This window comes from Amycolatopsis orientalis DSM 43388 (genome assembly GCF_000411975.1).
Lineage (GTDB): Bacteria > Actinomycetota > Actinomycetes > Mycobacteriales > Pseudonocardiaceae > Amycolatopsis > Amycolatopsis orientalis_D.
The window spans coordinates 58,814-71,389 of record NZ_ASXG01000130.1; the positions used below are offsets into that span (position 1 = coordinate 58,814).

Annotated in this window: 13 protein-coding genes; 6 read left to right on the forward strand and 7 right to left on the reverse strand. The window is 71.2% G+C overall.

Annotated elements, in window-relative coordinates:
* Window positions 1-5 precede the first annotated feature (5 nt).
* A complete protein-coding gene (hisN, locus tag L942_RS27560) occupies window positions 6-797 on the forward strand; it encodes a histidinol-phosphatase (protein ID WP_037365941.1) in 792 nt (263 codons plus the stop codon).
* On the opposite strand, the gene L942_RS27565 is transcribed toward hisN, so the two are convergent.
* The 6 genes from L942_RS27565 to L942_RS27590 form a co-directional block, all read right to left on the reverse strand.
* Entirely contained in the window at window positions 791-1,054 is a 264-nt protein-coding gene (locus L942_RS27565) for a hypothetical protein (protein ID WP_037365942.1), read from the reverse strand. The genes hisN and L942_RS27565 overlap by 7 nt on opposite strands.
* Window positions 1,051-1,851: a TNT domain-containing protein gene (locus L942_RS27570; protein ID WP_235079434.1), complete on the reverse strand. Its 801-nt coding sequence runs from the start codon at window positions 1,849-1,851 to the stop codon at window positions 1,051-1,053. The genes L942_RS27565 and L942_RS27570 overlap by 4 nt, the downstream gene beginning before the upstream one ends.
* Window positions 1,852-1,933: 82 nt before the next feature.
* Window positions 1,934-2,509, reverse strand: coding sequence for a GNAT family N-acetyltransferase (locus L942_RS27575; RefSeq protein WP_037365948.1), 576 nt, complete (start codon window positions 2,507-2,509; stop codon window positions 1,934-1,936).
* On the reverse strand, window positions 2,499-3,428 hold the full coding sequence (locus L942_RS27580; protein ID WP_037365951.1) for a hydroxymethylglutaryl-CoA lyase: 930 nt from the start codon (window positions 3,426-3,428) through the stop codon (window positions 2,499-2,501). The genes L942_RS27575 and L942_RS27580 overlap by 11 nt, the downstream gene beginning before the upstream one ends.
* 1 nt (window position 3,429) lies before the next feature.
* Window positions 3,430-4,005, reverse strand: a complete 576-nt coding sequence (locus L942_RS27585; protein ID WP_037365955.1) for a PH domain-containing protein — start codon at window positions 4,003-4,005, stop codon at window positions 3,430-3,432.
* Between the two features lie 83 nt (window positions 4,006-4,088).
* A complete protein-coding gene (locus L942_RS27590) occupies window positions 4,089-4,898 on the reverse strand; it encodes a biotin--[acetyl-CoA-carboxylase] ligase (protein WP_037365957.1) in 810 nt (269 codons plus the stop codon).
* A gap of 80 nt (window positions 4,899-4,978) precedes the next feature.
* Here L942_RS27590 and L942_RS27595 point away from each other — a divergent pair, with 80 nt between their 5' ends.
* Both L942_RS27595 and L942_RS27600 read left to right on the forward strand, forming a co-directional pair.
* The gene (locus L942_RS27595) at window positions 4,979-6,085 is read left to right on the forward strand and encodes a C40 family peptidase (RefSeq protein ID WP_037366080.1); all 1,107 of its coding nucleotides are present in this window, start codon (window positions 4,979-4,981) and stop codon (window positions 6,083-6,085) included.
* 107 nt (window positions 6,086-6,192) lie between these two features.
* A complete protein-coding gene (locus L942_RS27600; protein ID WP_037365959.1) occupies window positions 6,193-6,735 on the forward strand; it encodes a hypothetical protein in 543 nt (180 codons plus the stop codon).
* Here the strand turns inward: L942_RS27600 and L942_RS27605 are convergent.
* On the reverse strand, window positions 6,695-9,622 hold the full coding sequence (locus L942_RS27605; protein WP_051166286.1) for a BTAD domain-containing putative transcriptional regulator: 2,928 nt from the start codon (window positions 9,620-9,622) through the stop codon (window positions 6,695-6,697). The two genes, L942_RS27600 and L942_RS27605, sit on opposite strands and share 41 nt — an antisense overlap.
* A gap of 70 nt (window positions 9,623-9,692) precedes the next feature.
* Between L942_RS27605 and L942_RS27610 the strand changes: the two genes are divergently transcribed.
* The 3 genes from L942_RS27610 (at window position 9,693) to L942_RS27620 (ending at window position 12,460) form a co-directional block, all read left to right on the forward strand.
* Window positions 9,693-10,553, forward strand: coding sequence for an alpha/beta fold hydrolase (locus L942_RS27610; RefSeq protein ID WP_037365961.1), 861 nt, complete (start codon window positions 9,693-9,695; stop codon window positions 10,551-10,553).
* A gap of 134 nt (window positions 10,554-10,687) precedes the next feature.
* Complete coding sequence (locus L942_RS27615; protein ID WP_037365964.1) at window positions 10,688-11,524, forward strand: alkaline phosphatase family protein; 837 nt, start codon at window positions 10,688-10,690, stop codon at window positions 11,522-11,524.
* Between the two features lie 111 nt (window positions 11,525-11,635).
* Window positions 11,636-12,460 (forward strand): NBR1-Ig-like domain-containing protein, encoded by an 825-nt coding sequence (locus L942_RS27620; protein WP_051166287.1) that lies wholly within the window; start codon window positions 11,636-11,638, stop codon window positions 12,458-12,460.
* Window positions 12,461-12,576: the final 116 nt, after the last annotated feature.

Here is a 12,576-nt window from a genome sequence, read left to right on the forward strand (position 1 = left end):
CCATCGTGACCGTGCCTGCCTACTCGGATGACCTCGCTCTCGCCACCCGGCTGGCGGACGCCGCCGACGCGCTGACCACTGCCCGTTTCCGCGCGCTCGACCTCGCGGTGTCCGCGAAACCGGACCGCACTCCGGTGACCGACGCCGACACCGCCGTCGAGGACGCGATCCGCGAAATCCTCGCCGCGGAACGGCCTGGCGACACGGTCGCCGGCGAGGAACGCGGCGGCTCCGCGGGCAGCGAGGGCCGGGCATGGGTGATCGACCCGATCGACGGAACCAAGAACTTCCTCCGCGGCCTCCCGGTGTGGGCGACGCTGATCGCGCTGGTCGAGGACGGCACGCCGGTGGCCGGCATGATCAGCGCGCCGCTGCTCGGCCGGCGCTGGTGGGCGGCCCGCGGCGAGGGCGCGCACCTGCGCGACGCGGCGGGCGAACGGCGCCTGTCGGTGTCGAAGGTGGCGACGCTCGGCGACGCCTATCTGTCCACGACGGACTTGAACAGCTGGACCGAGTACCACTCCCGCGAGAAGTACCTCGCGCTCACCGAGGCGTGCTGGGAGTCCCGCGCGTTCGGCGATTTCTGGAGCCACTGCCTCGTCGCCGAGGGTGCGATGGACGTCGCGGCCGAATGCGTCGTGAACCCGTGGGACGTCGCCGCCGCGCAGGTGATCGTCACCGAGGCGGGCGGCCGGTTCACCGATCTTTCCGGTGCGGAGACGTACGAGGGCGGCTCAGCGCTGTCCACGAACGGCCTGCTGCACGACGAAGTGCTGGCCGTACTGCGCCGTCAATGAGCGCCGGGCAGCACGCCGACCGCGCCGCGCGCCACCTGTGACCAGGTCAGCCTGCCGAAGAGGTAGTGGCAGGCGACCTGTTCGGAGGTGAACGCGGCCCAGTCGTAGCGGTTGCCCTGCTCGCGCCAGAACACTTCCCAGCCGCCGTCGGACGTCGGCAGCAGGCACCACGTGTTGTCCGCTTCCCGGCCGATCGACACGACTTCCTCGGGCACTCCGATGACGCCCAGCCACTTCCGGATCGACTGGGTGTTCATCGTGCCTCCCGCGTGACGTCAACCAGGAATCCCAGCGTGACCAGTTCGTCCGCGGAGAGCACCGCACGGTAGCGGATTCCGCCGCCCGGTCCGTCGAACCACTCCGCCGACGTGGCCTGCCACACCGGCATCGGCTTCAGCACGCGGTACCGGCGGTAGCCGGAACGCAGCGCGGCGGGCGGCAACGCGCGTTCCGCGAACGGCGTGCCGTCCGGCGCGAACACGCGGCCGTGGTCGGTGCCGAAGCGGTCCAGCAGCGTGTTTTCCGGGAGTACCACCGGGTTCGGCTCTTCGACGCAGCCCTCCGCGGGCGGCCACACGTACTCGGCGCCAACCACGAACCGGCGCTCCCATTCGGGACCCTCCGGCGGCACGTAACCGTCGACGACCGCCTCGGGCGGCTCCGGATCCACCGGTGGCGCGGGCGAACGGCGGAAGCCCTGCTTGACGTATCCGAGCACCGCGGTGTCGTCGAGCAACGCCGATTCCGGATGGTCGAACAACGGCCGCCGGGCCACCCCGTCCGCGGGCAGCGGCAGTTGTCGCTCCGGACGGTCCGCGGCCACCGGCAAGTGCCCGAGCGGGAACATGTGCACCGCGAACAGCGCCAGCACGCTTTCCCGGTCGGTGCGCGGAGAACCGACCGGCGGACGGCTTTGCGCGGGCAGCACGCCGGTGCCCGACGGCGGCGTGGGCACCTCGTCAAAGCCGCGTTCGAGCAGCCCGCCGTACTGGGCGGGCACTCGCACCGGGCCGGTAGCGACGTCGGTGTCTGCCGGTTCGGGCTGGTCGGACACTGGCACCCTCTTCTCGGTCGTGCCGGCACCGGGTCGGACGCTCGCCCGCCGCGGAAGGTTCCGGGCGGGCGGGGAACCCACCTTATCGGGCGACGGGGACGCACCGCCGCACCAACGCGCGGGCCGGACCGCGGTTCTCGACCACCTCGAACCCCGCGCCGGTGAACATACCGGTCGTACCGTGGTAAAGGTCCGCAGCAGAGCGCGTCGCGTCCGACACGGGGTAGCCCTCGACGCTTTCCGCACCCTGCTCGGCGGCGTAGTCCACCGCGGCCCGCAGCAACGCCGTCGCCAGCCTGCGCCGACGGCCGCGGCGGTGGATGTAGAAGCAGGTCACCGACCAGACCGCACCCGGTTCGTCCGACGCCATCACGCGTGACCGAGTCAGCCGCGGATTGTCCTTCCGCGGTGACACGGCCACCCAGCCCAGCGGTTCACCGTCGACAATGCCCAAGAGCCCCAAAGGTTTCCCGGCTTGTGCCTCGGCTCGGACGTGCTCCTTGCGGCCTTCGCGCCCGGCGGCCTTGTAGTCGGGTCCGCTGAGCCGGAAGAACGAACACCAGCAGCCGCCCTGCACTCCGCCGGGGCCGAAGAGCCGCTCGAACAACGGCCACGTCTCCGCGCTGAGCGGAGCGAACTCGACGGCGCTATCCGGCAAGCGCGTTCACGACCCGCGACGGCGACGGACGGCCCAGCTGGCCGGCCATCCACACGCTGGTCTCCACGAGCTTGCCGAGATCGACGCCGTGCTCCACGCCCAGCCCTTCCAGCAGCCAGACCAGGTCCTCGGTCGCCAGGTTGCCGGTCGCCGACTCGGCGTACGGGCAGCCGCCGAGACCGCCGGCCGACGAGTCCACAGTGGACACCCCGGCGCGGAGCGCGGCCTCGGTGTTGGCCAGGGCCTGGCCGTAGGTGTCGTGGAAGTGCACGGCGAGCGCCGACGTGTCGCCGAACGCCTCGATCAGCCGGGTGACCTGGTTCGTGGTCGCGACGCCGATGGTGTCGCCGAGCGAGAGCTGCGAGCAGCCGAAGTCGAGCAGCCGCTTGCCCGCCCGCACGACCTGGTCGACGTCGACGACGCCCTCCCACGGGTCGCCGAAGCACATCGACAGGTAGCCGCGAACCTCGAGACCCTCCTTGCGGGCCCGCGTGACCACCGGCTCGAACATGCCGAACTGGTCGTCGAAGGTCGAGTTCAGGTTGCGCTGGGCGAAGGTCTCGGTGGCGCTGGCGAAGATCGCGATGTGGTCGACGCCCGCGTCGAGCGCGCGGTTGAGGCCGCGGTCGTTCGGCACCAGCACCGGGTAGCGGACGCCGTCGTGCCGGTCGAGCCCGGCGAGCAGCTGCTCGGCGTCGGCGAGCTGCGGCACCCACTTCGGGTGCACGAAGCTGGTCGCCTCGAGGGTGGTCAGCCCGGCGCCGGCGAGCCGGTCCAGGAACTCGAGCTTGACCTCGACCGGCACGACCGAGCTTTCGTTCTGCAGCCCGTCGCGCGCCCCGACCTCCCAGATCTCGACCCGCGGCGGCAATCCGGCCGCGGGGACCCGTTCCGGCAGGCCGACCTCTCGAGCACCCACGTCAGCGTCTCCTTCCGCGCGGTTCCCGGCCGCGCGGGGGCAGAGGTTCGGTGTCCTGCGGTCCGGGCGCGCCGTGGTAGTCGTCGTAGGGATTGTCGTTGACTTCGCGGTAAATGACCGTGTGCACGTGCTCGACGTGGGGAATGTCATCGAAGCGCAGCGGCTCGTCCGAGGCCGACTCGATGATGAGCGTGCCGCAGCCGAAGATCCGGTCGAGCAGGCCGTGCTCGAACTGCACGCTGTTGATCCGCGAGAGCGGGATGTCGATGCCGGTGCGCTTGAGCACGCCCTCGCGCGCGATCAGCCGGTCGGTGGTCACGATGAAATGCGTCGTGCGCCAGCGGACCAGCGGCGTGAGGAACAGCCACACCACGAAGATCAGCGCCACCACGGCGACCGCGATCATCGTGATGTCGTTCCACGGCCCGGCGAAGTCCTTGGCGACCACGAGCAGCCACACCGCCGCCCCGACGGTGATCACGAACGCCAGGAACGGGAAGATCAGCATCTTGAAATGCGGGTGGCTGTGCACCACCACGCGTTCGTTCTGGCTGAGCAAATCGTCCGGATAGGCCACGGCGGGCGCTCCCCTGCGAATGTGTGCCGATGTGGTGGATCCACCGTACCGGCGCGGGCCTCGCGCGGGCGCGCCCGTTCCGGTCAAGCAGGGCGGACGTGCACCACATCACCGGCGAAAACCGTCAGCCGCCGCCCGTCGGGCACGTCGACCTGCAACTGGCCGGACGCGTCGAGGTCCGCGGCGCGGCCGGTGAGCGTCGACCCGTCCGGCAACTGCACGTTCACGTCCTGTCCGAGCGTCGCGCACCGCGCGCGGTAGTCGCCGAGCAACCCGGCTTCGGTGAGGTCCCCGCCCGCGGTCCGCCAGCGGCGTTCGAGGTCGTCGAACCTCGTCAGCAGGCCGAGCGCGATCTCGGTGCGGTCGGTGCTCGTCGCGCCCTGCTCGGCGAGCGAGGTCGCGGGCAGGCCGCCCGGACCGGCCGGGACGTCGTCGCCGAGCGGAAGAACGTTCAGCCCGATGCCCAGCACCACGGCCACGTCGCCGCTGCCGACGGCCTCGGCGAGGATGCCCGCGCACTTGGCCCGGTCGGGGCCGGCGAGCACGTCGTTGGGCCATTTGAGGGCAACGTCGACCCCCAGGTCGGTGGCGAGTGCGTGCACCGCGAGCCCAGCGACCACGGACAGTGAGCCGAGCGCGGAGAACGGCACGCCCGCCGGGCGCAGCGCGATGCTCAGGTACAGCCCGGCCCCCTTCGGGGAACTCCACGAGCGAGCCCGGCGGCCCACTCCGGCGGTCTGGTGTTCGGCGAGCAAAACGGTCCGGTCCGCCGCTCCCGCGAGGAGGGCTTCCCGCAGGTCAGCGTTGGTGGAACCGGTCGTCTCCACGACGTCGAGGCGGGCGTAGCGGCCGCCGAGTCCGTCCCGCAGCCGCGCCGCGTCGAGTTCAGCCATGTGCTCACAATATGAGAGTCCCCCTAACGTGCAAGCCGTTCGCTCGTTACCTAGAGGTGCGCTCTTCTAGATTGGACGCCGTGCCGCCGGAGAACCCCACCGCCGCCGCGCCGCCGAAGCCCACCTGGGCTCGCGGCGCGCTGTATCGCGGGCTCGTGGCGTTGCCGCTGGTCGCCGGCCTCGCCACCGCGGGTTGGCTGGTCGCCGGACGCGACCAGCCCGCTCCCGTTCCGGCGCCGGCCGCGCTGACCGCGCCGACGCCCGCCCAGACCGTGAGCGGTCCGTCGGTGCTGCAGGCGAGCGCGCCGGTCCAAGCGCAGGAACCGGCGCAGGGCGCGGCAGGCGGAGGCGGCGGCCCGGCCCCGCTGCAGAAGTGGGCGGATTCGCTCGCCGGCCCGCTGGACATCCCGGCCCCCGCGCTGCTCGGGTACGCCAACGGCGAGCTGACCATGCGCAAGGAGCGCCCGGACTGCCACCTGTCGTGGGTCACCCTGGCCGGCCTCGGCGTCGCCGGCAACAACCACGGCCGCGGCGACGGCGAGCCGATGGGGCTTTCGACGCAGCAGTGGAAGAAGTACGGCGCACAGATCCCGGGCATCGCGAACCCGGCGCTGTCCGACCCGTCGGCCGCGTCCGTCGCCGCGGGTCGCGCGCTGTGCGCGAGCGGCGTCGACCTGTCCGCGGGCAATGGCTGGTGGAAGGCCGTGGCCGGATACGAGAACGGCAGCGGCATGGAGCTGTTCCGGCAGCGAGTGCTCGGCTACGCCCAGCTGTACGCGACGCTTTCCCTGGACCCGGCGAAGGCGAACTCGCCGTCGGTGCACGCCACGCGATTCGCCCTCGGCCAACTCGGCCTGCCGTACGTGTGGGGCGGCAACGGCCCCGACGCGGGCGCGGCCGGATTCGACTGCTCGGGCCTCACCAAGGCGTCCTACGACAGTGCCGGGGTTTCGCTGCCGCGCACGGCGGACAGCCAGTTCCGCGCGGTGCCGCCGGTGCCGGGCGGGCAGGAACCGCAGCTGGGCGACCTCGTTTTCTACGGCAGCCCGGCGTACATCCACCACGTGGGGCTGTACCTGGGGAACGGGCTGATGATCAACGCGCCGACCGAGGGACAGGCGATCCAGATCCACACCTTCCACCGGCCTGGCGACGACTACGCCGGGGCGGGCCGTCCGGCGAACTGACCGAACCGGATTCGCCGGAAAGCCGTCGCCAAAATTTCCGTTTCCGCACGCCATGCCCGTCTGTCGCTTATGCTCCGAAGCATTCTTCCTGACGGGAAAGGCACGCCATGTCCGCTCGCATCGTCTCCGTTCTCGCCGTGGGCGCTGCCCTCCTGATCAGCAGTTGCTCCGGCGAAAGCGGCGGCACCGCTGCTCCAGCCGCCACGTCCTCGGCCGTGCCCACGTCGTCCTCGCCCACGTCGTCCTCGGCCGCGCCGCCCGCTCCGTCGACCTCCGCAGTGCCGTCGTCGTCAGCCGCGGCGGAGGCGACCGGCGGCGACGCGGTCGAGCGGTACGAAGCCTTCATGCACGCCGCGGGCCGGGAAGACCTCGCGACGGTGTGCGAAATCGCCGGTCCGGCCGCCAAGAAGGCGGAGGACGAGGGCATGGGACCGTGCGAGAAGACGATGCCGATGGCGTTCCAGCTGATCTCCCCCGCGCAGAAGAAGGCTCTGCAAACCGCCACGGTCGACCGTTCCAAGATCAAGGAAGGAGCCAAGCGGGTCGAGATCCCGGCGCGTGCGGTGAAGGCTTCGGTCAAGTTCACCGACAGCGACCTCGGCGACGCGGTTATGGAGAAGCGCGGCGGCAAATGGTACGTAGTCGACTGACCCAATGCGCGGCACCGGCTCGGCGGGCTACTTCGGCGGCTTTGCGATAGTGCGCGTCGGCCGGCAATCCCAGCCGGACCGCCAATTCGCCCAGGTAATAGGCGACGGGGCCGAGGGTCACCATTCCGGAACCGGCACCGGCCAGCTCGTTCTCCGCGGGGGCCAGGCGCGCATACAACTCGCGCGCGTCTCCGGTTTCGGCGATGAGGCACGCGCGCAGTTCCAGGAACAGGTCCGGGCGGTCCGGCGGGAGCGTCAAGTCCACTGTGGACTCAAGGCCGTGCTGCGCGTAAAGGCAATGCCGGGCGAGCGGCAGCAGGCCCCGGTCCACTCCGGACATCCCGCTGCCGGGCAACCGGGCCGCGGCGCCGCGGTAGGCGGCTTCCGCGGCGCCGACCGGGCCGGTGACGGCCAGGCGGAGCGCGCGGTACCAGTCGGTGAACACGCTGACGAGCGGAAGGTCATACTGCTCCCCCAGCCGATCCGCCGCGGTCGCGTGCGTGTCGGCGGCGGTGAAGTCGGCGAGCGCTGACTGGGCTTGCATCAGCACCAGGTGGCCGAGCACCTCGAACGTCACCAACCGGTGCCGGGCAGCCAGTTCGACCAGTTCCTCGCCGATCCGCGCGCGTTCCGGAGCCAGACCGGCGCGAGTGAAGGTCTGCGTCCACCGGGCGTTCAATGCCAATGCGAGCAGGGCCGGATCTCCGGCGGCACGCGCCAGTTTCTCCGCTTCGACAGCCGCGTCGTGAGCGCGTTGCCCGCCTTCGTTGCGCAGTTCCAGCGCGATGGTCGCCAGCAGCCGGGCGCGGACGAGCGGATCGGTTGTGGGCGCGCGTTCGGCGGCGTCGGCGATGCGGCGGGCTAGCGCCGGGTCGTCGTTTTCGGTCCAGATTCCCGGCACGTCGAACGCGGTCAATACCCTGATGGTCAACGCGGAATCATCGCCGGCGAGGTCCAACGCCTCGGCACGGTAGCGGCGCGCGGCGGCCAAGGATCCGGTGAACGCGGACGTCCGGGCTAGGCCCATCAGCAATTCCACGGTACGCGGGCCTTGCGCCAGCGCGGCTTTCCAGAGCCGAAGTGCTTCGTGCGGCGCGAAATCTCGCTCAGCGCGTTCTGCCGCCGCTTGCGCATAGGCAGTACCGCGGTCGTCGCCGGCGAGCAGGAAATGGTGGGCCAGCAACGAAATCTCGGACGGCCGGCGGCTCGCCAACGCCTCGCCCACCTCACGGTGGAGCTGCGCACGCCGAGCCAGCGAAAGGTCGTCGTACACCGCGTCGCGGACGAGCGCGTGCGCGAACCGGAACGCCCGGGGTCCGCTTTCGACCAGAAACCCTGCCCGCACCGCGGTTTCCAGTTCGTCCAGGACGTCACCGAGCAGACCGAGATCGACGTCCGCGCCGATCACCGCGGCCTTCCCGAGCACCGCGCGCACGTGGTCGGGCAACGCGGCGATCCGGTTCCGGACGACGTCGCGCACCCCGTCCGGCAGGTCGCCTTCGGCATCCAGCGCGCGGGCGAGTTCCTTGACGAAGAACGGATTCCCGCCGGACCGCCGGTGAATCACCGCGGCGGACTCGGGACCGACCAGCTCGGCCACCGCCTCGACCGAAAGCCCGCCCAGATACAGCCGAACCGGGTCGGCGCGCGCGAGCCTGCCCAACGCCGCGGTCAGTTCGGCGGAGACTTCGGTCGTCCGGTACGTCGCGACCAGCAGCACCGGAGCCGCGGTCATCGATGTCAGCAGCGCCAGAGTTTCCTCGCCCGCCCACTGCAAATCGTCAAGCACGAGCAGCAGCGGACCCCGGCTGGCGACCTCCGCGATCCGCGCGGTCATCGCCTGGTGCCATTCGAAGCGCGCCACCGCCGGGTCGCCACCCGTGGTCCGCGGCGGAACCGTTTCTCCCAGTGCGGCGAGAATCCGCGTCCACGGCCAGGCGGGCGGCACCCCGGCACCGTCCGGATTCACCCCCCACGCCGTGGTCCAGCCCAGCCGCGCGGCGAATTCCTCGACCAGCGCCGTCTTGCCCGCGCCCGCCTCGCCGGACACCAGCACGAGCCGGAATCGCTTGCGGTCAGCCACTTCCGCCGCGACCTCGGCGAGCCGCGCCAGCTCGGGTTCCCGCCCGGCCAACCGGCCCGGAACGGACGGGGCCAACCGCGGAGCCTGCGCGAGGATGTCCTGCTCCACCTGCCGCAACGCCGGGCCAGGATCGACGCCCAGCTCCGCCGCCAGCCCGGCCCGCGCCCGGCGCAACGCGGCGAGCGCGTCTCCCTGACGGCCGGCCCGGTACAACGCGAGCGCCAGCAACCGCCACGCTTCCTCGCGCAGCGGATGAGCGTCCACAAGGGACTCCAGATCCGGCACGGCTTCGGCGGCGCGACCGAGATCCAGCAAGCCGGCCGCCCGCCGTTCCAGCGCGAGCAGCCGCAGTTCGTCGAGCCGGGCCCGTTCCGCGCGTGCCCACGGCTCGTCGGCGAACTCCGCGTACGGTTCGCCCCGCCACCAGCCGAGCGCCTCGTCGAGCTGCGCGACCGACGGCCTCCCCCGGAGCAACGCCTCGAAGCGCCACGCGTCGACCTGCTCCGGTTCGGCACGCAGCGCGTACCCCGGGCCAGCCGTGACCAGCAGCTTCGCGGGGGTTCGCGGCGGACGGTCCGGTTCGAGAGAACGCCGCAACGCGCCGATGAAGGTCTGCACCGCACCGACCGCCCCCGCCCGAGGCTCGGTCCACAACGCGTCGACCAGCGCGTCCGTCGAGACCACCTGCCCGCGGGCGACGAGCAGACGCGCGAGCACCGCACGATGCCGCGGCCCGGGCAACGCCACCGGCCCGCGCGCGTCGCAGGCCGCCAGCGGGCCCAGCACGGAGAACGAGATGGTCATCAGTTCCGTACTGTAATCAGCTCGCTCGTTGCTGATCGGTTGCTGATCGGCCCGGCGCACGCTGGGTCGCATGAACTTCGACTACCAGCGGGTCCCCGTCGCCGACGGCGTGTCCCTCAACGTGGCGGTCGCGGGCTCCGGCTCGCCCGTCGTCCTGCTGCACGGCTTCCCGCAAACCCACCTGATGTGGCGGCACGTCGCCGCCGACCTCGCCGCCGACCACACCGTCCTGTGCCCTGATCTGCGCGGTTACGGCGACAGCGACAAGCCCGCCGACGACGGCGAGACCTACTCGAAGCGCACCATGGCCGCCGACGTCGTCGCCCTCGCCCGCGCCTTCGGACACGAGAAGTTCGCGCTCGCCGGGCACGACCGCGGCGCGCTCGTCGCCATCCGCGCCGGCCTCGACCACCCGGACCACGTGTCCCACCTGGCCATCCTCGACGTGCTGCCGACCCTGGACATGTGGGACGTGCTGCACGGCGTCAGCGCGTCCGTCGCCTTCCACCTCTACCTGATGGCGCAGCCGCCCGGCCTGCCCGAGCAGCTGATCAGCGGCGCGCCGGACGCGTTCTTCAGCTACTTCCTCGACCAGTGGGGCGCCGACCCGGAAGCCATCCCGGCCGACATCCGCGCTCGCTACCTCGAAGCGAGCCGGAACGCGATCCCGTCGATCGTCGCCGACTACCGCGCCTCCGCGGGCATCGACGTCGAGCACGACCGCGCCGACCGCGACGCGGGCAACCAGCTGAAGATGCCGACCACCGTGGTGCAGCAGGACTGGGGCGTCGCGCTGGGCTACGACGCGGTGGCGCTGTGGCGCGCGTGGGCACCGGACCTTGTGCACGAAACCGTGCACAGTGGACATTTCATGGCCGAGGCTTCCCCTGGCAGTGTTACGAAATCCCTGCGGGACCTGCTCGCCCGCTGACCCGCCGAAAGTCGTGCCCCGGACGAGTGGTCGCCAGTTATTCACCCACCGGCCGCTCTCCGGGACACCTCCTCCGTGGCACGGTCTATGCCGCTCCCACCTGAGCGCATTTCCCGACCGATCTTGGAGGACCTGTGTTCCGCAAGCGGATCGTGGCCGCCGTCGCGACGGCGATTCTCGGTGCGGCGGCCGCCGCCCAGCCCGCCTCAGCAGCGGCGTCCGTACCGACCTTCGACCACATCGTGCTCGTCATGTTCGAAAACGAGTCGGCGACGTCGATCGACTCGACCACCGCGCCCTACTTCACCTCGCTCGCCGCGCAGGGCGCGAACTTCACCGACTCCCACGCGCTCACCCACCCGAGCCAGCCGAACTACGTCGCACTGTTCTCCGGCGGCACCCAAGGCGTCACCGACGACACCTGCCCGCAGAATCTCGGCGCCGTGGCCAATCTCGGCTCCCAGCTCATCGGCGCCGGGAAGACCTTCACCGGCTACTCGGAGTCCATGCCGTCGGACGGGTACACCGGCTGCTCGTCCGGCGAGTACCGGCGCAAGCACAACAGCTGGGTCGACTTCTCGGACGTGCCCGCGTCGAGCAACCTGCGTTACTCCCGGTTCCCGACGGACTACTCGCAGCTGCCCAGCGTCGCGTTCGTGACGCCGAACATGTGCAACGACATGCACGACTGCCCGGTCGCCACCGGCGACACCTGGCTGAAGAACAACCTCGACGGCTACGCACAGTGGGCCAAGACGCACAACAGCCTGCTGATCGTGACGTTCGACGAGGACGAAGGCACCTCGACGAACCAGATCTACACGTCGTTCACCGGCGCGCACGTGAAGCAAGGCGACTACTCCGAAACGATCAACCACTACACCGTGCTGCGCACCATCGAGGCCGCCAACGGTCTCCCCGGCCTCGGCAACGCGGCGAGCAAGACGCCGATCACCGACGCCTGGCAGTGACGCGCGCCGGTCGCGGCCGCCTCGCCGGGGCCGCGACCGGGGTGCGCCCAGCTGTGCCGAACTGGAATGTCAGACTTGTCCGACCAGCGGATCTGACAACCAGGGAGAGCGATGGGCGACGGGCAATCTGCCGCCGAGGTGCTCTCCGCGGAACTGGCCGCGCTGCGCGCGCGGGCCGGGAATCCGTCGTTCCGCAAGATGGCCGACCGCTCCGGGCGGATCTCGCACACCACGCTGCACGAGGCGGTCCGCGGCACCCGGTTCCCGTCGTGGGACACCACGCGCGAGTTCGTCCGGGCCTGCGACGCGGACGAACAGCAGTGGCGGCGACGCTGGGAAGAGCTGAAGGGCGTGCCGCCGGAGCCCGAACCGGCCGAGGTCGCCATAGTCAAGACCGTCGAGGCCACCGCGGCCGAACCGGCGCTGATCACCTCGGAACCGGCCGCCCCGGAGAAGCCCCGGCGACGCCGCAAGTACGCGCTGGCCGCGGTCGCGTCCGTCGTCGTGCTGCTCGCCGGGGTCGCCGCGATCGTGGTGCCGAAGCTGAAGAGCGGCGGCCTGGTCGACGTCGGCGCGCGCATCCCCGGCGACAACTCCAAGTTCATCGGCGACGTGACCGTGCCCGACGGCACCGTGCTCCACGTCGGCGAGACCGTCCAGAAGGTGTGGGAGCTGCAGAACACCGGTTCGGTGCCCTGGCATCAGCGGTACCTGCAGCGGATGGACCTGCCGGCCAGCCCCGGTTCGTGCCGTACCCCGGACCGGGTGCTGATCGGCGACACCCCGCCGGGCGACCACGTGATGGTGAGCGTCCCGCTGACCGCCTCGCCCGCGCCGGGGCGCTGCTGGATCGGCTGGAAGATGGTCGACGCGGCCGGCGCGGAGCTCTTCTCGACCCGGCGTCCGGTGTATGTGCTGGTGACGGTCGTCTCCTGACGCGTGTCAGATTCTGTAAGACCCGGTCGCCGGGGTACCGAACACCCCAGTCCACTCGCCAGGATGAGTCTCGCTGGGGGTCGGTCCGTGGCAGCCGCGAACAGCGCTGCCACGGA

Excerpts from the sequence above, each read along its gene's own strand:
- L942_RS27590 (WP_037365957.1), bottom strand. The coding sequence starts at position 4,898 with ATGGCTGAACTCGACGCGGCGCGGCTGCGGGACGGACTCGGCGGCCGC.
- L942_RS27600 (WP_037365959.1), top strand. The coding sequence starts at position 6,193 with ATGTCCGCTCGCATCGTCTCCGTTCTCGCCGTGGGCGCTGCCCTCCTG.
- L942_RS27610 (WP_037365961.1), top strand. The coding sequence starts at position 9,693 with ATGAACTTCGACTACCAGCGGGTCCCCGTCGCCGACGGCGTGTCCCTC.
- L942_RS27620 (WP_051166287.1), top strand. The coding sequence starts at position 11,636 with ATGGGCGACGGGCAATCTGCCGCCGAGGTGCTCTCCGCGGAACTGGCC.
- L942_RS27605 (WP_051166286.1), bottom strand. The coding sequence starts at position 9,622 with ATGACCATCTCGTTCTCCGTGCTGGGCCCGCTGGCGGCCTGCGACGCG.
- L942_RS27565 (WP_037365942.1), bottom strand. The coding sequence starts at position 1,054 with ATGAACACCCAGTCGATCCGGAAGTGGCTGGGCGTCATCGGAGTGCCC.